The 23,828-nt window shown below is 61.2% G+C and carries 21 protein-coding genes; 9 read left to right on the top strand and 12 right to left on the bottom strand.

Going from position 1 to position 23,828, the window contains the following annotated elements; all coding sequences use genetic code 11:
- Window positions 1-43: 43 nt before the first annotated feature.
- From AC5O5I_RS01485 to AC5O5I_RS01450, 8 genes are all read right to left on the bottom strand, one after another.
- Window positions 44-778, bottom strand: coding sequence for an RHS repeat-associated core domain-containing protein (locus AC5O5I_RS01485; protein ID WP_494511970.1), 735 nt, complete (start codon window positions 776-778; stop codon window positions 44-46).
- Entirely contained in the window at window positions 775-1,569 is a 795-nt protein-coding gene (locus AC5O5I_RS01480; protein WP_494512737.1) for an RHS repeat-associated core domain-containing protein, read from the bottom strand. The genes AC5O5I_RS01485 and AC5O5I_RS01480 overlap by 4 nt, the downstream gene beginning before the upstream one ends.
- Window positions 1,570-2,347: 778 nt before the next feature.
- Complete coding sequence (gene etfB / locus AC5O5I_RS01475; RefSeq protein WP_172227241.1) at window positions 2,348-3,118, bottom strand: electron transfer flavoprotein subunit beta; 771 nt, start codon at window positions 3,116-3,118, stop codon at window positions 2,348-2,350.
- A 10-nt stretch (window positions 3,119-3,128) separates the two neighbouring features.
- A complete protein-coding gene (gene etfA, locus AC5O5I_RS01470) occupies window positions 3,129-4,361 on the bottom strand; it encodes an electron transfer flavoprotein subunit alpha (protein ID WP_172285249.1) in 1,233 nt (410 codons plus the stop codon).
- Entirely contained in the window at window positions 4,361-6,313 is a 1,953-nt protein-coding gene (gene dgcB, locus AC5O5I_RS01465) for a dimethylglycine demethylation protein DgcB (protein ID WP_172285248.1), read from the bottom strand. Before dgcB ends, etfA begins: the two co-directional genes overlap by 1 nt.
- Window positions 6,314-6,489: 176 nt before the next feature.
- Window positions 6,490-8,550, bottom strand: a complete 2,061-nt coding sequence (gene dgcA, locus AC5O5I_RS01460) for a dimethylglycine demethylation protein DgcA (protein ID WP_172285247.1) — start codon at window positions 8,548-8,550, stop codon at window positions 6,490-6,492.
- A gap of 15 nt (window positions 8,551-8,565) precedes the next feature.
- Window positions 8,566-9,096 carry a DUF5943 domain-containing protein gene (locus AC5O5I_RS01455; protein WP_016497619.1) on the bottom strand — a complete coding sequence of 177 codons (531 nt, stop codon included), beginning with the start codon at window positions 9,094-9,096 and terminating at the stop codon, window positions 8,566-8,568.
- A 75-nt stretch (window positions 9,097-9,171) separates the two neighbouring features.
- Window positions 9,172-10,149: a dipeptidase gene (locus tag AC5O5I_RS01450; protein ID WP_172227248.1), complete on the bottom strand. Its 978-nt coding sequence runs from the start codon at window positions 10,147-10,149 to the stop codon at window positions 9,172-9,174.
- A 285-nt stretch (window positions 10,150-10,434) separates the two neighbouring features.
- Between AC5O5I_RS01450 and AC5O5I_RS01445 the strand changes: the two genes are divergently transcribed.
- The 3 genes from AC5O5I_RS01445 (at window position 10,435) to AC5O5I_RS01435 (ending at window position 12,282) form a co-directional block, all read left to right on the top strand.
- Window positions 10,435-10,836, top strand: coding sequence for a lysozyme inhibitor LprI family protein (locus AC5O5I_RS01445; protein ID WP_172285246.1), 402 nt, complete (start codon window positions 10,435-10,437; stop codon window positions 10,834-10,836).
- 113 nt (window positions 10,837-10,949) lie between these two features.
- Window positions 10,950-11,666, top strand: coding sequence for a hypothetical protein (locus AC5O5I_RS01440; protein ID WP_256676230.1), 717 nt, complete (start codon window positions 10,950-10,952; stop codon window positions 11,664-11,666).
- Window positions 11,667-11,793: 127 nt separating this feature from the next.
- Window positions 11,794-12,282 (top strand): hypothetical protein, encoded by a 489-nt coding sequence (locus AC5O5I_RS01435; RefSeq protein WP_494511969.1) that lies wholly within the window; start codon window positions 11,794-11,796, stop codon window positions 12,280-12,282.
- Here the strand turns inward: AC5O5I_RS01435 and AC5O5I_RS01430 are convergent.
- Window positions 12,273-13,235, bottom strand: a complete 963-nt coding sequence (locus tag AC5O5I_RS01430) for a GlxA family transcriptional regulator (RefSeq protein WP_494511968.1) — start codon at window positions 13,233-13,235, stop codon at window positions 12,273-12,275. The two genes, AC5O5I_RS01435 and AC5O5I_RS01430, sit on opposite strands and share 10 nt — an antisense overlap.
- 146 nt (window positions 13,236-13,381) lie before the next feature.
- Here AC5O5I_RS01430 and choX point away from each other — a divergent pair, with 146 nt between their 5' ends.
- From choX to AC5O5I_RS01410, 4 genes are all read left to right on the top strand, one after another.
- Window positions 13,382-14,326 carry a choline ABC transporter substrate-binding protein gene (gene choX, locus AC5O5I_RS01425; protein ID WP_172227256.1) on the top strand — a complete coding sequence of 315 codons (945 nt, stop codon included), beginning with the start codon at window positions 13,382-13,384 and terminating at the stop codon, window positions 14,324-14,326.
- A gap of 120 nt (window positions 14,327-14,446) precedes the next feature.
- Window positions 14,447-15,331 (top strand): 3-dehydrocarnitine:acetyl-CoA trimethylamine transferase CdhC, encoded by an 885-nt coding sequence (cdhC, locus tag AC5O5I_RS01420; RefSeq protein WP_172288769.1) that lies wholly within the window; start codon window positions 14,447-14,449, stop codon window positions 15,329-15,331.
- A gap of 20 nt (window positions 15,332-15,351) precedes the next feature.
- Window positions 15,352-16,317, top strand: coding sequence for an L-carnitine dehydrogenase (locus AC5O5I_RS01415; RefSeq protein ID WP_172227712.1), 966 nt, complete (start codon window positions 15,352-15,354; stop codon window positions 16,315-16,317).
- A gap of 10 nt (window positions 16,318-16,327) precedes the next feature.
- Window positions 16,328-16,795 (top strand): thioesterase family protein, encoded by a 468-nt coding sequence (locus AC5O5I_RS01410; protein ID WP_494511967.1) that lies wholly within the window; start codon window positions 16,328-16,330, stop codon window positions 16,793-16,795.
- Between the two features lie 52 nt (window positions 16,796-16,847).
- Here AC5O5I_RS01410 and AC5O5I_RS01405 read toward each other — a convergent pair whose 3' ends face one another.
- Complete coding sequence (locus AC5O5I_RS01405) at window positions 16,848-18,686, bottom strand: hypothetical protein (RefSeq protein WP_494511966.1); 1,839 nt, start codon at window positions 18,684-18,686, stop codon at window positions 16,848-16,850.
- A 94-nt stretch (window positions 18,687-18,780) separates the two neighbouring features.
- Between AC5O5I_RS01405 and AC5O5I_RS01400 the strand changes: the two genes are divergently transcribed.
- A complete protein-coding gene (locus AC5O5I_RS01400) occupies window positions 18,781-19,038 on the top strand; it encodes a hypothetical protein (RefSeq protein WP_494511965.1) in 258 nt (85 codons plus the stop codon).
- Between the two features lie 393 nt (window positions 19,039-19,431).
- Here AC5O5I_RS01400 and gbdR read toward each other — a convergent pair whose 3' ends face one another.
- Together gbdR and AC5O5I_RS01390 are read right to left on the bottom strand one after the other, a co-directional pair.
- Window positions 19,432-20,538 carry a choline metabolism transcriptional regulator GbdR gene (gene gbdR / locus AC5O5I_RS01395; RefSeq protein ID WP_172227706.1) on the bottom strand — a complete coding sequence of 369 codons (1,107 nt, stop codon included), beginning with the start codon at window positions 20,536-20,538 and terminating at the stop codon, window positions 19,432-19,434.
- Between the two features lie 507 nt (window positions 20,539-21,045).
- Window positions 21,046-22,422, bottom strand: coding sequence for an L-serine ammonia-lyase (locus AC5O5I_RS01390; RefSeq protein WP_172227704.1), 1,377 nt, complete (start codon window positions 22,420-22,422; stop codon window positions 21,046-21,048).
- Window positions 22,423-22,875: 453 nt separating this feature from the next.
- Between AC5O5I_RS01390 and AC5O5I_RS01385 the strand changes: the two genes are divergently transcribed.
- A complete protein-coding gene (locus tag AC5O5I_RS01385) occupies window positions 22,876-23,823 on the top strand; it encodes a choline ABC transporter substrate-binding protein (protein WP_172227702.1) in 948 nt (315 codons plus the stop codon).
- Window positions 23,824-23,828 lie beyond the last annotated feature (5 nt).

Below are 23,828 nucleotides of genomic sequence, written 5' to 3'. Positions count from 1 at the left end.
GATGAACCGGGCAGGCAAGCGATTGGTTGCCCGGTTCTTGACTTCATGCATGAACGTTTGGCCGCACCGAGTCGCCACGAATCTTCTGCACAACATCCCAGCCTAACGTCAGCACCGGAGTGACTCCTGACAGAATTCCCACTGTTTCCATGACCACACCGGGTATCTCGGCCAGATTCTGCGTCAAGTAGGCCCCCACCTCAGTCGCGTGATGCTGGATGTTCAATGAACGCTCCGTGATACCGAGGCTTGTTGCCGCCGCCCCTATCACGACACTGTCGGTTACGGACGGCATCGATGGTCCCCCCTGCTCACTCCAGACAACAGCAGCGGCAGCAACTTTCAAAGTCCCCTTGTGAGTCTTGGCCCATACCTGGAATTGCTTGGCAAAAGAAATCGAAGAACCAGCCTCCCCCCTACGTTGAACGACCAGGTTGAACGCAGACAAGACGCCGTCGACAATATTCAGTGCACCTTCTAACAAACCGGTCAGGAAAATCGCATTAGGCATGGAGAATCCGCCATTGCGATCGACCCGATTAATTGGATCACCTGTGCAATAGGTATAGGTATTGATCCCACCCATACCGAACGGGCTCAGCGCATCGGCACCATGGAATCTCATGAGTATCGGGTTATAGGTGCGATGGCCATTGCCAAGATGATAGTGGCCTGTCATTGAGTCGCGGTACTCTCCGCAGAATGCCAAGCGTGACCCAGATAGCCCATTAGAGGCGCCATATGCGGTGAAACCACGTGGATGGCCGTGCCGAATCATAGGCGAGTAGCCTCGATGGACCCTGTGGAGTTCCTTCTGACTTTTTTGAGCGCTGCAGCAGGTGATGGTGATGATGATGAATCCATGTTTATGTTAACCACTCCCGGTTTGATATTGATCACGACAGATCCCGAAGCTTGCTGAGAAGGCGACACCTGTACCTGCTCACCCAACTGTGCATAACCGGTCATAAGACGCATATTCTGCCACGCTGCGTCTGCAGCCCCCCTGAAGCCGCCGGTCAGGTTGCTGGCGATTGTTACGGCAGACTTGGCAATGGAAGTTACGTTGCCAACACTCATCATGCCTAAAGCGACGGGTTGCAGCCTTTCCGAGCCAGTGAATAATAAAGTCGTTCCCGTCAGTACCAGCGTCGACTCAACCAAGAGTTGCCAATTGCCCCAAAGTCCGGAGCGGTTCTGAATTCTGCTCGTCAACGCGGCAATATTCAGACCGGTATAGGCAGCAACTGTCGTCGCTCTGGTAACTTCGATGGAGGTCAGCACTTCCCAGAATCTACCTGATGGGTCGATTCTGTTGATGGGGTCTCCAGCACAGTAGGCATACTTATTGATTCCGCCCCGGCCGAAGGGGCTCAACCGATCGGGATTGAGAAAACGCATCAGAGAGGGGCTATAGAGCCTGTACCCGTTGCCAAGGTGGTAACAGGCCGTCACCTGGTCATGACGCTCGCTTGCGAACGCTGGCAGAGGACCAGGGCCAGATGGCGAGTGCCCATAACAGGTGTACGTCCTTTCAGAGGATCTTTGATCGCGTGATCCCGTATTCACCGAGCGCTGCGCATCTGTAATGAGTGAGGAGGCTCGCGTCATCTGCTAGTGCTCTGACACAGGATTTTGAAGACGACATTAACGCTGACCGACAGGTTCAGATACTGGTAAAACTGATAGGCCCACCAGCCCGATTTTTTCCTTCCATCGCCTACCTGCGCAGATCACGGCGTGGCTTGTACCCACAACTTATCCACATGTTTGTATGGTACAGCGAGGGACAGCATCACAGTTCCAATGCATTCAGTCGCTAATGCTCATAATTTGCTCAATAGCTTCAAGCCCATGAGCCCCGGGCCTCACAGGCGAGCACGAACATGTTACCCACAGGCTGGCCAACAGCAATTGTGGGAAACCTGAAAAAGCACCACCGCTGACCGAGGGGGGATTGATGGTTTTTTGATCAAACCAATGAAGCCCGCAAACCACGCGGCCTCCAGCGAAGCACAAACACTTTATCCACACCTTGGCGAACAGATTCGGTGGGCAAAACAGAGGCGCACCCGACATTTGTGCCAGTATCGTGAAATGAAGAAAAGTGATGGGGTAATGACCACTACTATGGCATTACTCAGAAGTGACTTATGCACAGCGCCAAGAGGGAACCGTAAAGTGGTTCGATGGAGGGCGGGGGATTGGGCTACTAGGCGTTCAATGTGGCCAGCGGGCATCATTAGCCTGTCAGGGCCAATCAGCTCCCACAGGTATTGCACTGACCCCGAAGGCAGTGGTGACCCTGTGAGAGCTGGCTTTGCCGGCGATGAGGCCGGTACAAGTGTCAGCGGAGCACGCCCTCTTCCACCAACAGCTTGAGAATCGCCTCGGCGCCTTCCTGTGGAGAAACATCCTTCAGCACCTTGCCGCCGCCGCCACTGGCCTTGGCCGTCGCCGCCTTCATCCGGTCAGCACCGCTCTTGGCCTTGATCACCTTCAACCGCTTGGGCCGAGGACGGGCCGGTTGCAACTCGGCATCGGCCAACAGCTCGTCGTCGACTATGGCCACATTGCGCGCCGCCAGCACTCCCCGGCGTGCGGGGCCGAAGGCGCTCTGACGCGGTTTCGGCGCAGCGTTATCCACAGTCGCCAGCAACGGCAGGCGCACTTTCAACCGACGCCGCTGACCACGCGGCAGCGCTTGCAATACCTGGGCGGTGCCGTTGTCGATCGACTCCACCTCGGCCAACCCTACAATCAACGGCCAACCGAGTTTTTCAGCCAGCAGGAACGGCAACATGCCCGACCCCTCGCCCGTTTCCGCCTGGCTCCCGGTCAGCACCAGTTGCGCGCCGGCATCGCGCAGGTAATCGCCCAGCACACCCAGCACATCGGCGCCGGCCGGCTGCTCCAGCACATCCAGATGGTCCAGCCCCATGCCCAGGTAGGCACGCAGCGCCTCTTCCTGCGGGTCGCCGGCATGCACCACCTGCAAGTTATCCCCAGCCAGTTGCAAGCCCAGTTCGACGGCGCGAGCATCCTGCTCGGCGCGGCGAGCGCGACCGGAGCTTGGGTGGGCACCGATGGAAACCAGGCTGATCACTTTCGTACTCATGCTCGTGCCCTTATGCCGCGTCGCGCTGGCCGCCGCTGCGGTAGTTGTCCACAGCTTCGATCAGTGCCTTGAGAATCGCCGAGCTGTCGCCAATCACCGACAGGTCAGCCCGTTTGATCATGTCGCAGCCCGGGTCCATATTGATCGCCACCACCTTGTCGCAGGCGCCAATGCCCTGCAGGTGCTGGATCGCCCCCGAGATACCCACAGCCACGTAGACCCGCGCGGTCACCCAGGTACCGGTCGCACCCACCTGGCGGTTGCGCGGCATGAAGCCGTCGTCCACCGCCACCCGCGAGGCGCCTTCTGTGGCGCCCAGCGTCGCAGTGGCCTGGTGGTACAGGTCCCAGTCCTTGACCCCGTTGCCGCCCGAGACGATGAACTCGGCCTCGGCCATGGCAATGGTGGCCGGGTCCACGGCCACCGAACCAAGGTCTTCGATGCGCGACAGGCTGCGCGCCACGCTTGTGGACAACTCCACCGGCAAGGCTTCGTGACGGGTTTCGCTGACCGGTTCGGCGCACTCAGCCGCCGCCAGGATCAGACGCGGCACGGCGCGTTGCAGGTCTTGCTGGCCAGCGCCAGCGCGGCCTACGCACTGGCCATCCTTGACTTGCCATACCCGCGTGGCCGGGCGCTCGCCCAGCGCTGCGCCGAGGCGCCGGCCCAGTTCGCCGCCGCCGGTGCGGCTGTCTGGCAGCAACCAGTGGCGTGGCGTGAACTGGTTATCCACAGCCCGCAGGCCCTGTACCAGCTGCTCCGGTACATAACCTTCGAAGGCCTCCCCTTCGATGACCAACAGCCTGTCGACGCCGGCTGTGGAAAAGTTGTTTTCCTTGTGCTCGCCAAACACCACCGCCAGCACAGCACCGTCGCTGCCAGCCAGGCTGTGAGCCAGGCCCAGCAGGTCGCGGTCGTGGCTGCTCAGGCGGCCACCGACCATGTCCGGCACCACGGCAATGTAGAACGCCGGCTCCGGCACCTGGTGCAGCGGCAGCTTGACCTCGGTCGCCGCCGTACGCCGCCCGCCCACACCGGTGCCCTGCTGGGCGCCGCTGCGGTCGATGCGCTTGATGCCCGCGGGGCCGATAAAGCCTGCGGCAATCGCATGGGGGTTCTTGCGGATGAGGCCATTGGGCCCCATCCAGCTGGTCTGCTGTGTCTGCATGGCCGCGTGCAGCGGGTGCAGGCGGTTACGGGCGATCCACTCGGCGCGTGGGTCGCGGCGGATAATGTCGCTCATCAGTGCACCTCCGCAGGTTCACGTTTGGCCGTTTGCGGCTTTGCGGTGGCAGGCGCGTCCTCTTCGATCAGCACGTCAGCCACCAACTCTGCCAAGTCCTTGATCTGTGGGCGCGGTTCGACCACGCCTTCGAGCATCGCAGTGCACTGCGGGCAACCCACGGCCACCAGTTCGGCCTCGGTTTCGCGGATGTCGTCCATGCGCATGTCCGGAATCCGCTGCTTGCCGGGGATGTCAGTGATCGGCGCACCGCCGCCACCGCCGCAGCAGCGGGAACGGAAGCCCGAGCGCTGCATTTCGCGCACTTCGATACCGAGTGCCTTGAGGACTTCGCGCGGTGCTTCGTACTCGCCGTTGTAACGACCCAGGTAGCACGGGTCGTGGTAGGTGACACTGCCGCCCTTGTGCTGACCGAGGTTGAGTTTTTTCGCGGCGATCAGCTCGGCGATGTAGGTGCTGTGGTGCTGCACCTGGTAGTCACCGCCCAGCTCGCCGTACTCGTTCTTCAGCACGTGGAAGCTGTGCGGGTCACAGGTGACGATGCGCTGGAACTTGTACTTGGCCAGGGTCTGGATATTGCGCTTGGCCAGCTGCTGGAAGGTCGCTTCGTCGCCGAGGCGGCGTGCCACGTCGCCGCTGTCGCGCTCTTCCAGACCGAGCACGGCAAAGTCCACGCCCGAGGCCTTCAGCACCTTGACGAACGAGCGCAGGGTGCGCTGGTTACGCATGTCGAAGGCACCGTCACCCACCCAGAACAGCACCTCGGTGGTGTTCACCTCGGACAGCAGTTGCAGGTTGAGGTCGGCGGCCCAGTTCATCCGCCCGCCAGGGGCGAAGCCGCCGGGGTTGTCGGTGGCGATCAGGTTGTCCAGCACCTCGGCGCCCTTGTTCGGGGTCGCGCCTTTTTCCAGGGTGAGGTGGCGGCGCATGTCGACGATGGCATCGACGTGCTCGATCATCATCGGGCATTCCTCGACGCAGGCACGGCAGGTGGTGCACGACCACAGCGTTTCGGCGTCGACCAGGCCATTGACGATCGGCTGGTGCGGGTGCCCGCCGTGCTCGCCGACTGGCTTGCCCGGGTACGGGCTGCCGGCGAACTTGGCATCGGTGCCACCGGCCAGGCCGATGACCATGTCCTGGATGAGTTTTTTCGGGTTCAGCGGCTGGCCGGCGGCAAATGCCGGGCACATCGCTTCACATTTACCGCACTGCACGCAGGCATCGAAGCCCAGCAGCTGGTTCCAGGTGAAGTCCACCGGTTTTTCCACGCCCAGCGGCGCGTTCGGGTCTTCCAGGTCCAGCGGTTTCAGGCCGGTGGAACGGCCACCGCCGAAGCGCTCGGCGCGGCGGTGCCAGGCCAGGTGCAGGGCACCGGCGAAGGCGTGTTTCATCGGGCCGCCCCAGGTCATGCCGAAGAACAGCTCCGATACGCCCCACAGCACGCCCAGGCCAAGGATACCGACCATGACCCAGCCGCCGGTGTTCGCGGGCAGGATGCCGGCGACCGGCAAGGTGGCAATGAAGAAGCTCACGGCGAATGCCAGCAGGCTTTTCGGCAAGCGCATCCATGGGCCCTTGGACAGGCGCGAGGGCGGGTTGAGGCGGCGCTTGAAGACGAACAAGGCACCGGTGAACATGATTAGCGTGGCCACCAGTAACGCGTAGCCAAGAATCTTGCTCTGCAGGCCGAAGCCATGCACCAGGATCGCCAGCGCGGCCGACAGCACGAAGCCACCGGCAGTGGCCACGTGGGTGTTGGACATGTACTTGTCGCGCTCGACCACATGGTGCAGGTCCACCAGGTAACGGCGCGGCATGGCCAGCAGGCCGCCGATCAGATCGACCTTGGCGGCCCGGCCACGACGCCACATGCGCACCCGGCGCAGGGCGCCGAGCACTGCCAGGCCAAGGGCAGCGAACAGCAGGATGGGTAGAAGGGTGTTCAACATGGGAGGCTCCCACAACAGCTGGATTCTTGCACCACTCTGAAGCTGGGATTGGCCCCTGTGGGAGCGGGTTTACCCGCGAATGCGCCCGGTCAGGCAACGGCGTTGTCAGCGCTGACGCATTCGCGGGTGAACCCGCTCCCACAGGGACCACGCCCGGTGGCGACGATTTGTTTCGATCAGAAGTCCTTGCACAGGCGCAAGGCGTCGTAGATCGCCGCATGCACGTTGCGCTGGGCCACGCAGTCGCCGATGCGATACAGCAGGTAGCCTTCGCCCGGCTGGCTGAGGATCGGCTGTGGCTGGATGGCAAACAGCGCCTCCACGTCGATCTGGCCCTTGTTGCGCGAACCTTCCTTCAGTGCGTAATACAGCTCTTCGTCAGGACGCACGCCGTTTTCCACCACTACCTGGTCGACCACGCGTTCTTCCTTGGCGCCGGTGTATTCGTTCTCCAGCACCGCCACCAGCTTGTCGCCTTCGCGGTAGACCTTTTCCAGCATCATGTCGCCGGTCATGATCACTTCTTTCGGGTACATGCTGCGGTAGTAGGTGGGGAAGGTGGTACCGCCCATGGCCACGCCCGGCTTGATATCGTCGGTGACGATCTCCACCTGGCTGCCCTTGTCGGCGATGTAGTCCGCCGCCGACATGCCGGTGAATTCGCAGATGGTGTCGTACACCAGCACGTTCTTGCCCGGTGCCACCTTGCCGTCGAGGACGTCCCAGCTGCTGACCACCAGCCCTTCGGCGGCGCCCCAGTGCTCGTTCTGCTCGACGAATGGATGGCCGCCCACCGCCAGCACGATGACATCCGGGCGCAGGTCCTGGATGGCGTCCACGCTGGCTGCCGTACCCAGGCGCAGGTCAACTTTCAGCCGCGCAAGTTCCAGTTGGTACCAACGGGTGATGCCGGCAATCTGGTCGCGCTGCGGCGCCTTGGCGGCAATGGTGATCTGCCCGCCGATCTGGTCTTTCTTCTCGAACAGGGTCACGTCGTGGCCACGTTCGGCGGCCACACGGGCCGCTTCCATGCCGGCAGGGCCTGCCCCCACCACCACGACCTTGCGTTTGACGCCGGTGGTCTTCTCGATGATGTGCGGCACACCCATGTATTCACGGGAGGTGGCGGCGTTCTGGATGCACAGCACATCCAGGCCCTGGTACTGACGGTCGATGCAGTAGTTGGCACCGACGCACTGCTTGATCTGGTCGATCTGGCCCATCTTGATCTTGGCGATCAAGTGCGGGTCAGCCATGTGCGCGCGGGTCATGCCGACCATGTCGACGTAGCCGCCTTCGAGGATGCGCGTGGCCTGGTTCGGGTCCTTGATGTTCTGCGCGTGCAGCACCGGGATCTTGACCACTTCCTTGATACCGGCCGCCAGGTGCAGGAACGGCTCCGGCGGGTAGCTCATGTTGGGGATGACGTTGGCCAGGGTGTTGTGGGTGTCGCAGCCCGAGCCGACCACACCAAGGAAGTCGAGCATACCGGTGGCGTCGTAGTACGCGGCGATCTGCTTCATGTCCTCGTGGCTGAGGCCATCGGGGTGGAACTCGTCGCCACAGATACGCATGCCCACGCAGAAGTCGTCACCGACCTCGGCACGCACGGCTTTAAGCACTTCCAGGCCGAACTTCATGCGGCCTTCGAAGCTGCCGCCCCATTCGTCGGTACGCTTGTTGACCCGCGGGCTCCAGAACTGGTCGATCATGTGCTGGTGCACGGCCGACAGCTCCACGCCGTCCAGGCCACCTTCCTTGGCCCGCCGCGCAGCCTGCGCGTAGTTGCCGATCACCCGCCAGATCTCTTCCACCTCGATGGTCTTGCAGGTGGCGCGGTGGACCGGTTCACGGATGCCCGACGGCGACATCAGGGTCGGCCAGTTGAAGCCGTCCCAGCGCGAGCGACGGCCCATGTGGGTAATCTGGATCATGATCTTGGCGCCATGCTTGTGCATGGCGTCGGCCAGGTTCTGGAAGTGCGGGATGATGCGGTCGGTCGACAGGTTGACCGACGCCCACCATTCCTGCGGGCTGTCGATGGCCACCACCGACGAGCCGCCGCAGATCGCCAGGCCGATGCCGCCCTTGGCCTTTTCTTCGTAGTACTTCACGTAGCGGTCGGTCGTCATGCCGCCGTCAGTGGCGTAGACCTCGGCGTGCGCGGTGCTGAGCACACGGTTGCGGATGGTCAGCTTGCCGATCTGAATCGGCTGGAACATTGCTTCGAATGCCATGACGCTATCTCCGGCTTACAACGGCTTTGTAACGAACAGGCCATCTTCGTGGCCTTCTTCTGACCCGCCGTAGACCTGTTCGGCCACGGTGCGGATCGAGCTGCCGCGGGCAGCGAGAATCTGGTCCATTGCGCCGGCGAACCAGCCGGTGAACATGTAGTCGACCTTGCGGCCGACCTTGCCGTACACGTACACGAACGCGGAATGCTTGAGCTTGACGCTGCAGGTGCCTTTGTCCAGGTCGATGTCCTGGATTTCGAACAAGCCCCAGCCACGCTGGCTCAGGCGCTTCATGTAGTGCTCGAACACCGCCACACCTTCCAGGCCATGGCACTCGGCTTCTTTTTCACACCAGTGCCAGGCCGACTTGTAGCCGGCCTTGTAGAGGATCTCGGCATAGGCGTCGGCGCCCAGCACTTCCTCGATGCCGATGTGGTTGTTGACGAAGAAATGGCGCGGCACATACAGCATCGGCAAGGCGTCGCTGGTCCAGACACCGGTTTCGCTGTCGACTTCGATTGGCAATTGCGGGGCGATCTTGGCCATGGAAACTCAACTCCATAAAATTTTTGTTTGGGTGCCCCGGCGTTGCTGGCAGGGGCTTCAGGCTTGGAGAGCGGCTTACTCGCCCCACACGTCCTTGAGGACGTTAACCCAGTTCTCGCCCATGATCTTGCGCACCACGCGTTCGGAGTGGCCGCGCTTGAGCAAGGTCTCGGTGAGGTTGGGGAATTCGCCCACGGTGCGGATGCCCAGCGGGTTGATGATCTTGCCGAAGCTGGTCAGGCGGCGGGCGTAGCCCTTGTCGTGGGTCAGGTACTCGAAGAAGTCCTGGCCGTGGCCCTGGGTAAAGTCGGTACCGATACCGATAGCGTCTTCGCCGACGATATTCATGGTGTACTCGATGGCTTCGGCGTAGTCGTCGATGGTCGAATCGATGCCCTTGGCCAGGAATGGCGCGAACATGGTCACGCCGACGAAGCCGCCATGATCGGCGATGAACTTGAGCTCTTCGTCCGACTTGTTGCGCGGGTGCTCTTTAAGGCCCGACGGCAGGCAGTGCGAGTAGCACACCGGCTTTTTCGATTCGAGGATGACTTCTTCGGAAGTTTTCGAGCCGACGTGAGACAGGTCGCACATGATGCCGACACGGTTCATTTCCGCCACGATCTCGCGGCCGAAGCCCGACAGCCCGCCATCACGCTCGTAGCAACCGGTGCCCACCAGATTCTGGGTGTTGTAGCACATCTGCACGATGCCCACGCCCAGCTGCTTGAACACGTCGACGTAGGCGATCTGGTCTTCGAAGGCATGGGCGTTCTGGAAGCCGAACAGGATGCCGGTCTTGCCCAGCTCCTTGGCCTTGCGAATGTCGGCGGTGGTGCGCACCGGCATGACCAGGTCGCTGTTGTCGCGGATCAGCTTCTGGCTGGCGGCGATCTGGTCGACGGTAGCCTTGAAACCTTCCCAGACCGACACCGTGCAGTTGGCCGCAGTCAGCCCGCCTTTGCGCATGTCCTCGAACAGCTCACGGTTCCATTTGGCAATGATCAGGCCGTCGATGACGATGCTGTCGGCGTGAAGTTCGGCTGGGCTCATCAGGCTGTCCCCTTTTGTTGATTTGGGCCGCGCCGAATCTTCTGCCGGCGCTTTGGGGCCAGCATATGCCTGTGCCCAAAGGCGCCCCGATGCAAAAACGACAGGGGGTTTGCCGAAAGCGTCAATGCGCGACATCGCGCCCTCTGGCATGCTGCCTGGCGATGAGAGACAGTCTCGATAACGACATATCCGGCCGTTTCATGAACATTTCGTCAGGGACCTACCACCTTGCCGTAAGCTGAGCGAGAATCCCTGCCATTCGTCAGCCTGTTGAGGAGAAAGCGGATGAGATCAATGGCATGGCTGGTATTGATGACAGTCGTATCGGGCGCCCAGGCCGGCGAGGAAGAAAGCACCCCGTGCGACAACGTCGACACCGACCAGCAGTCCTACGCCTGCGCTGCGTTCAACAAGCAGACCGCCGAGCGCGAGTTGAAAGCGGCCTATGACGACCTGATCCAGCGCATCCGCGACCAGTACGCCGACGAGGGTGACCAGACCACGGCCCTGATCGCGCGTCTGGATGCGGCAGAGCAGCTGTGGACGCAGCTGCGCGATGCCGACTGCAAGGTCGAGACCTATGCCGAGAAGCCCGGCAGCAAAGCGTTCCAGGCGGCGTGGGACACCTGCGTGGCGCAGCGCAGTGATGACCGCTCGGAGTATTTGCAGGCGATTGGGCAGCAATAGACACGTTACCCCGTTAGGAAAAGCTTGCAACTTATCTGACTTGGCAATCCGAAACACAGTGCACGCCAGACGCCTCAGCCGAGGCGTCGCACTGTACTGAAGGAAACCAAGACATGACTTCCAACATCAGCAAAACCGACATGGACAGCGCCATTGCCGCGCTGAAGAAAGAAGGCGAAGAACGCGCTGTAATGGTCGCCAACACCGTCTGCATTTTCGCCCCGGATGTACCGGCCACAGTTGCCGAAGACGTGCTGGATGGCATGCGCCTGATGAACCTGTCGGCAAACAAGAAGTTCGACAAAGAAACCCAGCAGCGCGAATGGTACAACTTCTACAACGATGGCCTGGGCAAATTCGGCTGGACACTGACCGGCGCCGCTCACGTCGAAGAGGCGCTGGACAAGGACACTCACACGCTGGCAACCCTGGCCCCTGAAATTGTCACCGTCCAGATCGGCCATAACCATCGTCTGAGCCGCTGTGTCAGACGCTCTTTCGAAGTGATCGTGAAAACGCCAAAGGCACAGCAACTGCTTGAAGAAAGCAGCGTGAGCGTTTCGGGTAAATCCAGCACCGTGCAGATTTCGGCCTGCGAAATGACGCCACAGGGCCTGCCGATCATGCACATGACCAGTGTTCAGTTGAGCTATGACAAAGCCGAGAAGGCCGCAGGCTCGTCCGGCCGCATCCTCGACAAATCGAACACCCGTGTCTACCGAGCCTCGCAACAAGGTTCGTTCAGTGTTCGCCACTTCGGTGCCATGCGCGAAGCCGTCAGGTTGAAGCTGGCCAGTCAAGCGGCCGACATCCTGGCACTGGACATCTAAGCCAGATTTGGCGCCGCCTGCGGCGCCATCTTCGGGTATTTACATACACACAATGGCCTGAACCATGCCCGCATCACCTGCCCCCCAACACCTCGAAGACCTTCACGACTGCCTGCGCCTGGCACAAATGGATGCCAACCTGGCCCACGACCGTCAGCAACACGGCCAGCAGTGGTTCAGCTTTTTTCTGAAAACCCTGGAAGACTGCGGTGTCGAACTGTTCGAACGAACAACCAAGAGCTTCAACTGCACCCCAACGGATGCTGTGTTTGAGGAGGTCTTCGCCGGCTGGATTCCACCACCTCAGGGCCGCAACCAAAGCTTCAGGCGGGTGGCAAGCGATGTGCTCAACGGCTTGCGGCAGCCTGACCTTGCGCTCCTGTGCAGTACATCAACCAGCTCGCATATGCGCATCGGTTTTGACCATGATGACCCTGACAGCCCGGTGGCGCTTGTATTCCACCTGTGGTGTACGACTGCTGCAGACACCCCACGAACGCGCCTGACCCTGCACCTGGATCACTTGGGTGCCAGACTCTTGCCCCAGGCCTTCGAGGTACAGCGCGTACGCATCGAGGCCCGGCTCAGGGCACTGTCAGACCTCGATCAGATCTGATCAGCCAACTGAGGCTTGAGTGCCTGTCGCTCTGCCCGCGGGCAATGGCCGAAACGCCGTTTGTAGCAGCGCGTGAAGTACGACGGCAGCTCGAAACCGCACGCCACGCTGACCTGTGTGATGCTCATCTGCGTCTGGCACAGCAGCTGCCGCGCCTTGTCCAGACGCAAGCCAAGGTAAAACCCACTCGGCGTGTCATTCAGATACAAACGAAACAAGCGCTCCAATTGACGCCGGGTCACCTTGGCGCGGGCTGCCAGCTCCAATGTGCTCAGCGGTGGCTCGGTATGCTTTTCCATTTCACCGATCACCTGCACCAGCTTGCGGTTGCTGATGCCATAACGAGAGGCAATCTGCATCCGCTGGTGGTCCTGACGTGGCCGGATGCGACCGAGCACGAACTGCTCCGACACCTGCACCGCCAGCTCGCCGCCGTGGGCCTGGGCAATCAGGTCGAGCATCAGGTCGATCGAAGCCGTGCCACCGGCACAGGTAATGCGCCGTCGGTCGATTTCGAACAACTCCTGGGTCACCTGCAGGCCAGGGTAGTTTTCCTTGAACGCCTCCAGCGCTTCCCAGTGCACGGTGGCGCGGTGGCCGTCGAGCAGACCGGCCTCGGCCATTACCACCGCGCCGGTATCGATGCCACCCAGAATCACCCCGTCATGGTCCAGCCGGCGTAGCGCCTGCTGCAGCGCCGGCCCATAGCAGGCCAGCGGCTCGAAGCCGGCCACGATCAGCAGGATGCCACCCGGATCGGCTGCGGCCAGCGCCGCGTCGGCGTTCACCGACATGCCATTGCTGGCCTGCACCGCGCCGCCATCCAGGCTCAGCACCTGCCAGCGGTACGACGGCCCCTTGAACCGGTTGGCCACGCGCAGAGGTTCCAGGGCACTGATGAAGCCCATGGCGGAGAACCCGGGCAGCAGCAGGAAATGAATGATTTGCGGCATTGAATGCTCCACGGCAAAGGTGGTCGCCTCCGTGCAAGTGTTGGTCGCCAGGGTGCGATTTTTCACCCTGCCAGCAGCGTAGCGTGTTCACACGATCCACAGAGATCGAAACCCATAACAATATGCACTGCCGATGGAGAGCCACCATGCACAGCTTGATCCGCCGCAGCCTGTTGACCCTTGCCCTGAGCAGCATCGCCACCTCACCGCTTTTTGCCGCAGAGCCTGCGGCCTGCAAGAACGTGCGCCTGGGGGTGGTCAACTGGACCGACGTCATTGCCACCAGCGCCATGGCCCAGGTGCTGCTCGACGGCCTGGGCTACCAGACCAAACAGACCAGCGCTTCGCAGCAGATCATCTTTGCCGGTATCCGCGACAAACGCCTGGACATGTTCCTGGGTTACTGGAACCCGATCATGACCCAGACCATTACCCCGTTCGTCGATGCCGGGCAGGTCAAGGTGCTCGACAAGCCGAGCCTGGAAGATGCGAGGGCAACCCTGGCAGTGCCGAAGTATCTGGCAGACAAGGGTCTGAAGACCTTCGCCGATATCCACAAGTTCGAAAAGGAGCTGGGCGGGAAAATCTACGGCATCGAGCCAGGCTCCGGCGCCAACACCCAGATCAAGGCGATGATCGCCAAGAACCAGTTCGGCCTGGGCAAGTTCCAGCTGGTCGAGTCCAGCGAGGCGGGCATGCTTGCCGCCGTCGACCGCGCCGTGCGACGCAAGGAGGCGGTGGTGTTCTTCGGCTGGGCCCCGCACCCGATGAACGTGAACATCGACATGGCCTACCTGGGCGACAGCCAGGACGCCCTGGGCCCTGACGAAGGCCGTGCCACAGTGTGGACGGTGACCGCGCCAGACTACGCCGACCGCTGCCCCAACGCCCACCGCCTGCTGGCCAACCTGAACTTCAGCGCCGAGGACGAGAGCCGCATGATGCAGCCGCTGCTCGACCACAAGGATGCGCTGGAATCGGCCCGCCAGTGGCTCAAGGACCACCCCGAGGACAAAGCCCGCTGGCTTGAAGGTGTGACTACCTTCGACGGCAAGCCGGCTGCGGACAACCTCAAGCTCACCGCCAACTGACAGGTCCCTTTCGCAGCACAAGGCTGCTCCTACAGGTGTAAGGCTCAGGGTCACTGCTGACCCTGTGGGAGCGGGCATGCCCGCGAAAAGGCCAGCACAGACAACACAAGGAACCGATCCATGAACCACGACGTCATCATCACCTGCGCCCTCACCGGCGCCGGCGACACTGCTTCAAAGAGCCACCTGGTCCCGGTCACTCCCAAACAGATCGCCGAGTCTGCCGTCGAAGCCGCCAAGGCCGGCGCCACCGTGGTCCACTGCCATGTCCGCGACCCACAAACCGGCCGCTTCAGCCGCGATGTAGCGCTGTACCGCGAAGTCATGGAGCGCATCCGCGAGGCCGATGTCGACATCATCGTCAACCTCACCGCCGGCATGGGCGGTGACCTGGAAATCGGCCCAGGCGAATCGCCGATGGAATTCGGCCCCGGCACCGACCTGATCGGCCCGCTGGAACGCCTGGCCCACGTTGAAGCATTGCTGCCTGAAATCTGCACCCTCGACTGCGGCACTCTCAACTTCGGTGATGGCAACTCGATCTACGTTTCCACCCCGGCGCAACTGCGCGCAGGCGCCAAGCGCATTACCGAACTGGGCGTGAAGGCCGAACTGGAGATCTTCGACACCGGGCACCTGTGGTTCGCCAAGCAGATGATGAAAGAAGGCCTGCTCGAAGACCCGCTGTTCCAACTGTGCCTGGGCATCCCGTGGGGCGCGCCGGCCGACACCACCACCATGAAAGCCATGGTCGACAACCTGCCGGCCAACGTCACCTGGGCCGGCTTCGGCATCGGCCGCATGCAGATGCCGATGGCCGCGCAGGCGGTGTTGCTCGGCGGTAACGTGCGGGTGGGCCTTGAAGACAACCTGTACCTGGACAAGGGCGTGCTGGCCAGCAACGGCCAGCTGGTCGAGCGCGCGAGCGAAATCATCGCCCGCCTGGGTGGCCGCGTGCTCACCCCGGCTGAGGGCCGGGAAAAAATGAACCTCAACCGCCGCTGATGCCCTTCTGGAGCCCTGATATGCCCTTCATCACCGAGATCAAGACCTTCGCTGCCCTGGGTAGCGGCGTAATCGGCAGCGGCTGGGTTGCCCGCGCCCTGGCCCACGGCCTGGACGTAGTCGCCTGGGACCCTGCCCCCGGCGCCGAGCAAGCGCTGCGCAAGCGTATCGCCAACGCGTGGCCGGCCCTGGAGAAACAAGGCCTCGCCCCAGGTGCAGCCCAAGATCGCCTGAAGTTCGTTGCCACCATCGAAGAATGCGTACGCGATGCCGACTTCATTCAGGAAAGTGCACCAGAGCGGCTGGACCTGAAGCTCGACCTGCACGCAAAAATCAGCGCCGCCGCCAAGCCCGACGCGATCATCGGCAGCAGCACCTCTGGCCTTCTGCCCAGCGAGTTCTACGAATCCGCCATTCACCCAGAGCGTTGTGTGGTCGGCCACCCGTTCAACCCGGTTTACCTGCTACCACTGGTGGAAATCGTTGGCGGCAATCAAACCTCGCCAGCGGCCATCGAGGCTGCAAAAACCATCTACACCGCACTGGGCATGCGCCCGTTGCATGTGCGCAAGGAAGTGCCCGGCTTTATTGCCGACCGCCTGCTCGAAGCGCTGTGGCGCGAGGCCTTGCATCTGGTCAATGACGGCGTGGCGACTACCGGCGAGATCGACGACGCGATCCGCTTTGGCGCCGGCCTGCGCTGGTCGTTCATGGGTACGTTTCTCACCTACACCCTGGCCGGTGGCGATGCCGGCATGCGCCACTTCATGTCGCAATTCGGCCCAGCCCTGAAGTTGCCGTGGACCTACCTGCCAGCGCCGGAGCTGACCGACCAATTGATCGACGACGTGGTCGACGGCACCTCGGAACAATTGGGGGATCGCAGCATCGCCGCGCTGGAGCGCTATCGTGATGACACCCTGCTGGCGGTGCTGGAGGCGGTGAAAACCAGCAAAGCCGAGCACGGCATGGCCTTTGGCGATTAAGGAGCACGCGATGCCCGAACTGATCACTTACCGCACCCCGGTCCAGGCGGACTGGGTGGACTACAACGGCCATCTGCGCGATGCCTTCTACCTGCTGATCTTCAGCTACGCCACCGACGCACTGATGGAACGGATCGGCCTGGATGCCGAGAGCCGTGGCCAAAACGGTCATTCACTGTTTACCCTGGAAGCGCACATCAATTATCTGCACGAAGTGAAACTGGGGACCGAGGTGTGGGTGCAAACGCAGATCCTCGACTTCGACCGCAAGCGCCTGCAGGTGTATCACAGCCTGCACCGCGATGGCTTTGCCGAGGCATTGGCGGCAAGCGAGCAGATGTTGCTGCATGTTGACCTGGCAGGGCCGAGGTCTACGCCGTTCGCGGAGCACAGCGTCGCTTGCCTACGGGAACTCCAGACCGCCGTAGGGTCGGCATGCCCGCAGTACGTGGGCAGATGTATCGGGCTAGGCCGCTAACCGAAGTTTTGCCAGCGGTGTAGAGCCCGCTGGCAAAATATGGCAGTGCGTTTCAGTACTCATTGCTCCACACCTGATAGACCTTATCGTCGAGCGAGCCGCCAAGCCAGTTGAGCTCAGCACCAGGGATTTCGACAGGTCCCTGCAATGTGGGCAGCTCAAGATCACCGTCCAGCCTGAGGCTAATGTACCTTGCCCCGCTGCCTGAATCGGACAGAATGCGAACCCTGGCGCCTGGTTTGACTTTGGAGACTTTCAAGGACGAGACTTTTTTCTGCCATCCCTCGCCACACATGTCTGCAAGGTATGCGCTAACTCCACCTTTACTGGTGAAGGTGCAGGAGTCTCCCTGATAGTTTGCATGCTCGTACACTGTGAATTCATTACCATCCTTGTAAAAATCCTCGACTACGCCCATGTAGTCACCAAATTGCCGCGCCACGTCATGGTTCTGAACTGTGCCTATCGGTACGCCCTGGTACTGCAAGCGCGGGTTGGAGAAATAGGGAATCGCGCCATGAGACGTCACCTGGATAGTGTGAAAGTCGGGCGAGCGATGTCTATAGCCGTGGTTGTAATGTCTTGATGGGTCAATCCCTTCGAGCCCGTGCCCGCCGCCTAAGTTATGGCCTAACTCATGGGCCAAAGCGACAGTGCAGCTGATCGTGTGGAACCCTGTCTCTTTTTTCGACCAGCCGTAGGCGTTACCGCAGATAGAAGATTCTACGTTATAGAGCGAAACCAAATCGGCCTTTGACGCCTCACGTTGCGCGGCAACCTGAGACCCCAGCGTACTCGATGTTCGAGCCATCTCATGCAACATCGCCCACTGACTCTTTGCACCTTCGCTATAGTCGGGATCGAGAAAGCCTGCGAGCTCATAGGTCAATGGCACATGGCTATTGATCAGGTACTGGTTGGCATTCTGCAAAGCCTGCACCAGTTCCAACCGATAGTACTTAGACCTCGCGCGACGCTCGGAGGTAGTCACAAACAGCACCCTGATGATGCTTCGAGCGGGCCTGGCAATCTTGTCAGGTGCTGGCCCTGAGCTGGATCTCGGCAACAGGACCGGTTGGCCATTGGGGGGCATCCTGGACTCGTCGACCTTGACCAGAACATGCCGGCCGGCAGCAATCGGATACAACCGATAGAGCTGGCCTTTGAAGTGGATATCACCAACCACCTGGCCGCCATCACGCACCAACGAAATCCAGTTGAAAGGGTCGAAGTCAACTTCGTCCGGTGACGGATAATGTCGCTTTCGATCAGAGGCAACATCACCGATCCATCCGGACATCCCCGCAACGTCACTTGTCCGCTTTAGATCAAAGCGAACCCTGTCTCCCTTGGGCAGTGTGATCGACAGAACAGGGCTGCTTGCATTGATGAACTCCGGCGTATTTATATCTATCGGCCAAACGTCCTGAGTAGACGGAGACGCCAATAGCGCTGCTAAGTCTGGGTTGGCTTCTGGTTCATCACTGAATTCTCGTAAGGTTTTCGCTTCAGCCACCGGCTGTTCGAACAGGACTCCAGCCCCACCTGGGTCGATCGCCGGATCATCTGTGCTAGTAGAGCAGGCAGCAAGCGCCCCCGCTAAAAGTACGATCAGGCCACACCGTCGCGTCGGTGATCTCATCTCATCAGCTCCAGAACAAGAAACTGAATTAGAGCGTTCCTTACGCTGGTCGCCAACTATCAGTATTACCAGGTATTTGAAAAAAATAGCCCCGGAAAGCCGTGAGCATCCGGGGCCAAGAGCGAGCAGCATCCACTGTGCATGAACGAGGGTGACCAAACCCTCCGTTGCGGTAGATGGCTTGAGTTTGCTCACTTCGCGGAGGGTGGATTTAGCCGTAAACGACCTGTTCTTAGCCAAAGCAGCCATGCCGGCATTCTGTTGTTGCGGGTATGTCGCGGTCGTCACAGAATCGGTCGTAAATCACAGCAGCACTCTCTTAGCGATAAAAGGGACAACAGCCATGATGCATGCGGATTTGATTGACCAGGACGACTTGGCAGGCCACCTGCGCGCGCGCGGGTTCGACATACCCGCCGGGGCCAGTGCCGAGCAGGCCTGCGAAGCGGTGGTGCGTGGGCTGACCGAGCCCAATGCGCGGGCGCTGAAGGGGATGGTGGAGCAGATGTATACCGGTAGCGCGACGATTCTGCCGGCGGTGCGCCAGGCGATCGACAAGCAGCTGTTGCCGGCCCTGGCGCACTTCAGCAGGCGCGCCTGACCGAGTTGTCCTGTTCCGGCCCAATCGCCGGCAAGCCAGCCCCCACAGGAATCACACAAGCCCCGACACTTGTGCCGAACCTGTGGGAGCTGGCTTGTCGGCGATTGGGTCACACCTGTGGATAAGCCAATAACCCGCGCATGGTTTTGGCCAAGAACGCCGGCAGGGCGGCGAACACCGGAATGATCAGGCTCAACCTTTCGGAAGAAACGGTGAATGCCCAAGGATAGTGGCCGGCAGGTCCGGCCTCTTCGCGGGTAAACCCGCTCCCACAGAGATCGCGCACGCTCTTTAAATTCTGTGCAAGACAGTTGCTTCCACAGGCCGTGCACAGGCCTGAGCTTGCACGGTCCCTGTGGGAGCGGCTTTAGCCGCGAAGCAAGCGACGCGGTGTCAGAGCCTCACACTGGCAAACGTCGACTCGTTGCGCGCCTGGCTCAATGCCCCCAACGGCCCGCTGTGCGGCGACAGGGTCATGGCCTGCGGAATCGGCATCATCGCCACCTGCTGCGCAGTGTTGGAGCCCACACGCTCGTCACGCGGCGGGATGCCGAAGTACTCGCGGTAGCACTTGGAGAAGTGCGGCGTGGACACAAAACCGCACACTGATGCCACTTCGATGATCGACATCGGCGTCTGCTTCAGCAGCTGGCGTGCGCGGATCAGCCGCAGCTTCAGGTAATAACGCGATGGCGAGCAATGCAGGTATTTCTGGAACAGCCGCTCGAGCTGCCGACGCGACACCGCCACATACACCGCCAGTTCGTCCAGATCGATCGGTTCTTCGAGGTTGGCCTCCATCAGCGCGACAATCTCTTGCAGCTTCGGCTGGTTGGTGCCGAGCATGTGCTTGAGCGGCACGCGCTGGTGGTCCTGCTCGTTGCGAATGCGCTCGTAGACGAACATTTCCGAAATCGCCGCCGACAGCTCGCGGCCATGGTCGCGGCTGATCAGGTGCAGCATCATGTCCAGCGGCGCGGTACCGCCAGAGCTGGTGAAGCGGTTGCGGTCGAGGGTGAACAGGCGGGTGCTCATGTTCACCCGTGGGTAAGCCTCCTGCATCGCCGCCAGGCATTCCCAGTGCACGCTGCAATCGAAGCCATCCAGCAGGCCGGCGCAGGCCAGTGCCCAGCTGCCGGTACACACCGCACCAAGGCGGCGCGACTGACGGGCCTGAGACTGCAGCCAGGTAACGTGCTCACGGGTGACCGAACGCTGGATGCCAACCCCACCGCAGACGATAACGGTGTCGATGGGGGGGGCATTGGTGATGGCGGCATCGGGGGTGATCTGCAGACCGTCACTGGCCCATACCTGCCCGCCGTCGACGGTCAGCGTGTGCCAGCGGTACAGCTCCCGGCCAGAAAGCTGGTTGGCCATACGCAATGGCTCGACCGCCGAGGCCAGTGAGATGAGGGTGAAATTGTCCAATAGAAGAAACCCGATGGACTGGGGTGCTGTGCGGTTCTGGGTTGGGGTCCCGGAGGTGTACGACGTCATCGCGATTTCTCCTCACACAAATGCAGGGTGTGCCTCAGGCGGGCACTGATTTCTTGTTATTGCCCCGTTTCATGTGCAGGGCTGGGTGCCAATCTCAACGCAAACGCCGTGCCTGAAATTGAACGGCTATCCAAAAAAACCTGAAAACGACGCCTTTATCAGGCAGATCAGGTGCTTTGGTCGAGTTGGCCAACTATCGCAAAACGCCGTGCTAGGCGCCGTGCGTGTAACCGCTGAGCAATTTGGTGACAGGGGCAGTGTAAGTTGCCCAGAAACGACACTCTTGAGTGTCACCGACAATGCCCACACTGATAACGACACCCGACGATCGGTAGGCGTCATGCTGCACCATAAGAGGGCATTGGTTCTTGTCATGCACCTGTGTGGTAGCACAGGCCCCATTGCCGGCAAGCCAGCTCCCACAGGTCCGCCACCGCCTCTGAGAGCTATGGAATCCCTGTGGGAGCTGGCTTGCCGGCGATGAGGCCAGTGAAGTCCGCTACACGATCAACATTCGATCGCGCTGACCGCCAGGCCACCGCGCGAAGTCTCTTTGTACTTGTCGTGCATGTCGGCACCGGTGTCGCGCATGGTGCGGATCACCTGGTCGAGAGAAATGAAGTGCTCCCCGTCGCCACGCAGGGCCATCTGTACCGCATTGATGGCTTTTACTGCGGCAATGGCGTTGCGCTCGATGCACGGCACCTGTACCAACCCGCCCACCGGGTCGCAGGTCAGGCCCAGGTTGTGCTCCAGGGCGATTTCCGCAGCATTCTCCACTTGCGGGGGAGTCGCACCGAGTATTTCGGCCAGGCCGGCAGCAGCCATGGCACAAGCTGAACCGACCTCACCCTGGCAGCCAACCTCGGCACCGGAAATGGAGGCGTTTTTCTTGCACAGGATGCCCACGGCCGCAGCGGCCAGGAAGTAATCGACCACGTTGGATTCGTCCACCGCATCGCTGAAGCGCATGTAGTAATGCAGTACTGCGGGGATAATGCCCGCCGCACCATTGGTAGGCGCGGTGACCATGCGCCCGCCAGCGGCGTTCTCTTCGTTGACCGCCAGGGCGAACAGGTTGACCCATTCCATGGCGCTCATGGTCGAGCCGATGACGTTGGGCTTGCCGATTTCCTGCAGGCTGCGGTGCAGCTTGGCGGCACGTCGGCGCACATTCAGCCCGCCGGGCAGTGTGCCTTCGTACTTGAGGCCGTTGTTGACGCATTCCTGCATGGCTTCCCAGAGCTTGTACAGGCCGGCGCGGATCTCTTCCTCGCTGCGCCAGACCTTCTCGTTGGCCATCATCAATTGCGACACGCTGAGGTCGTTTTGCTTGCACAGGCGCAGCAGTTCGGCAGCGCTGTTGAAGTCATACGGCAGCACCGTCTGATCAGCATCCAGCACACCGCTGGCGGCCTGGGCGGCATCGACCACAAAGCCGCCACCCACCGAGTAGTAGGTGTCGCGGTGCAACTCGCCCTGCTCGCCTTCGGCAACCAAGGTCATGGCGTTGGGGTGGTACGGCAGGTTTTCGTCCAGCAGCAGCATGTCGCGGGCCCAGACGAATTCGATGGGCAGGCGGTTGTCCAGCTGCAGGGTGTTGGTTTCACGCAGGTCGGCGATGCGCGGCACGATCTGGGTGGGGTCGATGGCATCAGGCCATTCGCCCATCAGGCCCATGATGGTGGCGTTGTCGGTGCCGTGGCCGATGCCGGTGGCCGACAGCGAGCCGTACAGGCGCACTTCGACACGCTTCACACGTTCCAGCTCGCCGCGTTCGCGCAGGCCCTGGACGAACAGGGCGCCGGCACGCATGGGGCCAACGGTGTGGGAGCTGGAAGGCCCGACACCGATCTTGAACAGGTCGAACACGCTGATGGCCATTGTCGCTTCACCTCTTGCTGGGCTTGTCTCTGCGCGCCATGCGCAGGGCGGGGCAGCTGCTAGGCTGAAACAGCGGGCCGCCTTGAATGCCAGCATCATCGGGCTTTTCCCGCCCCCCTCGCCGTCTGCAACCGACGTACTTTTGTCCAGCAGCGCCTCGCTGTTTCAGGCCGGAAAGTTGCCACCATGACGCCGCTTTCCGGTGGCCTGGTGACGCAAAAATGCGGCTGGAGGGGTGGAAAAACTCATAAGCGACATCGCCCGTACTGGATACGACCCGTTCCGTACTGGTTACGACCCCACCAGTAGGCGATTGCCCGGCGCTGGAGGATTATCGAAAGCGACTCGTAAAGCACGGCCACGCATCCTGCCCTCTGCAGGCCTGGTCGACCGGACCCTCAGAAAGCCCGGCGACCCACGCGAACCCGAAGACAAAATCACAGGAGTCCATCCATGAAAGGTTCACCCTCGCTGTTGCTGGTTGCGATGTTGTCTGCGCCGTTACTGGCCCAGGCTGCCGAACCCGAGCAGTGTCAAACGGTACGTTTCTCGGATGTCGGCTGGACCGACATCACGGTAACCACCGCGACCACCAGCGTTGTGCTCGAAGCCCTGGGTTACAAGACCCACACCACCATGATCTCGGTACCGGTGACCTACAAGTCGCTGGCCACCGGCAAGGACCTGGACGTGTTTCTCGGCAACTGGATGCCGACCATGGAGAACGACATCAAGCAGTACCGCGATGCCGGTACTGTCGAGACCGTGCGCGCCAACCTGGAAAACGCCAAGTACACCCTCGCCGTGCCTCAGGCGCTGTACGACAAGGGCCTGAAGGATTTCAGCGACATTCCCAAGTTCAAGAAGGAACTGGACGGCAAGATCTACGGCATCGAGCCCGGCAACGACGGCAACCGCACCATCCAGAGCATGATCGACAAGAACGCCTTCGGCCTCAAGGACGCCGGTTTCAAGATCGTGCAGTCCAGCGAGGCCGGCATGCTGTCGCAGGTCGACCGCGCGCAAAAGCGCGGTGAAGCGATGGTGTTCCTGGGCTGGGAACCGCACCCGATGAACACCCGCTTCAAGATGCAGTACCTGACCGGCGGGGACGACTTTTTCGGCCCCGACTTCGGCAAGGCGACGGTGTTGACCAACACCCGCAAGGGCTATGCGCAGGAGTGCAGCAACGTTGGCCAGCTGCTGAAGAACCTGTCGTTCGAGCTCAAGGATGAAAGCACCATGATGGGCTATGTCCTGGACGACAAGATGAAACCCGAAGCAGCCGCCAAGAAGTGGCTCAAGGATAACCCCGGCAAGCTGGACACCTGGCTGGCTGGCGTTACCACCGTGGACGGCAAACCCGGCCTTGAGGCGGCCAAGGCCAAGCTGACGCAATAACGAAA

The organism is Pseudomonas sp. 9_2_1 (genome assembly GCF_059295275.1).
This window is presented reverse-complemented; position numbering and strand designations above follow the sequence as displayed.

Bases quoted from the DNA above. Each gene is read 5' to 3' on its own strand.
- etfB (WP_172227241.1), bottom strand. From the start codon at position 3,118: ATGAGTACGAAAGTGATCAGCCTGGTTTCCATCGGTGCCCACCCAAGC.
- AC5O5I_RS01440 (WP_256676230.1), top strand. From the start codon at position 10,950: ATGACTTCCAACATCAGCAAAACCGACATGGACAGCGCCATTGCCGCG.
- AC5O5I_RS01385 (WP_172227702.1), top strand. From the start codon at position 22,876: ATGAAAGGTTCACCCTCGCTGTTGCTGGTTGCGATGTTGTCTGCGCCG.
- AC5O5I_RS01435 (WP_494511969.1), top strand. From the start codon at position 11,794: ATGGATGCCAACCTGGCCCACGACCGTCAGCAACACGGCCAGCAGTGG.
- AC5O5I_RS01455 (WP_016497619.1), bottom strand. From the start codon at position 9,096: ATGGCCAAGATCGCCCCGCAATTGCCAATCGAAGTCGACAGCGAAACC.
- AC5O5I_RS01450 (WP_172227248.1), bottom strand. From the start codon at position 10,149: ATGAGCCCAGCCGAACTTCACGCCGACAGCATCGTCATCGACGGCCTG.
- AC5O5I_RS01445 (WP_172285246.1), top strand. From the start codon at position 10,435: ATGAGATCAATGGCATGGCTGGTATTGATGACAGTCGTATCGGGCGCC.
- dgcA (WP_172285247.1), bottom strand. From the start codon at position 8,550: ATGGCATTCGAAGCAATGTTCCAGCCGATTCAGATCGGCAAGCTGACC.
- etfA (WP_172285249.1), bottom strand. From the start codon at position 4,361: ATGAGCGACATTATCCGCCGCGACCCACGCGCCGAGTGGATCGCCCGT.
- AC5O5I_RS01405 (WP_494511966.1), bottom strand. From the start codon at position 18,686: ATGGCTGCTTTGGCTAAGAACAGGTCGTTTACGGCTAAATCCACCCTC.
- AC5O5I_RS01415 (WP_172227712.1), top strand. From the start codon at position 15,352: ATGCCCTTCATCACCGAGATCAAGACCTTCGCTGCCCTGGGTAGCGGC.
- AC5O5I_RS01410 (WP_494511967.1), top strand. From the start codon at position 16,328: ATGCCCGAACTGATCACTTACCGCACCCCGGTCCAGGCGGACTGGGTG.
- AC5O5I_RS01430 (WP_494511968.1), bottom strand. From the start codon at position 13,235: ATGCCGCAAATCATTCATTTCCTGCTGCTGCCCGGGTTCTCCGCCATG.
- gbdR (WP_172227706.1), bottom strand. From the start codon at position 20,538: ATGACGTCGTACACCTCCGGGACCCCAACCCAGAACCGCACAGCACCC.
- AC5O5I_RS01390 (WP_172227704.1), bottom strand. From the start codon at position 22,422: ATGGCCATCAGCGTGTTCGACCTGTTCAAGATCGGTGTCGGGCCTTCC.
- dgcB (WP_172285248.1), bottom strand. From the start codon at position 6,313: ATGTTGAACACCCTTCTACCCATCCTGCTGTTCGCTGCCCTTGGCCTG.
- choX (WP_172227256.1), top strand. From the start codon at position 13,382: ATGCACAGCTTGATCCGCCGCAGCCTGTTGACCCTTGCCCTGAGCAGC.
- cdhC (WP_172288769.1), top strand. From the start codon at position 14,447: ATGAACCACGACGTCATCATCACCTGCGCCCTCACCGGCGCCGGCGAC.
- AC5O5I_RS01400 (WP_494511965.1), top strand. From the start codon at position 18,781: ATGATGCATGCGGATTTGATTGACCAGGACGACTTGGCAGGCCACCTG.
- AC5O5I_RS01485 (WP_494511970.1), bottom strand. From the start codon at position 778: ATGATTCGGCACGGCCATCCACGTGGTTTCACCGCATATGGCGCCTCT.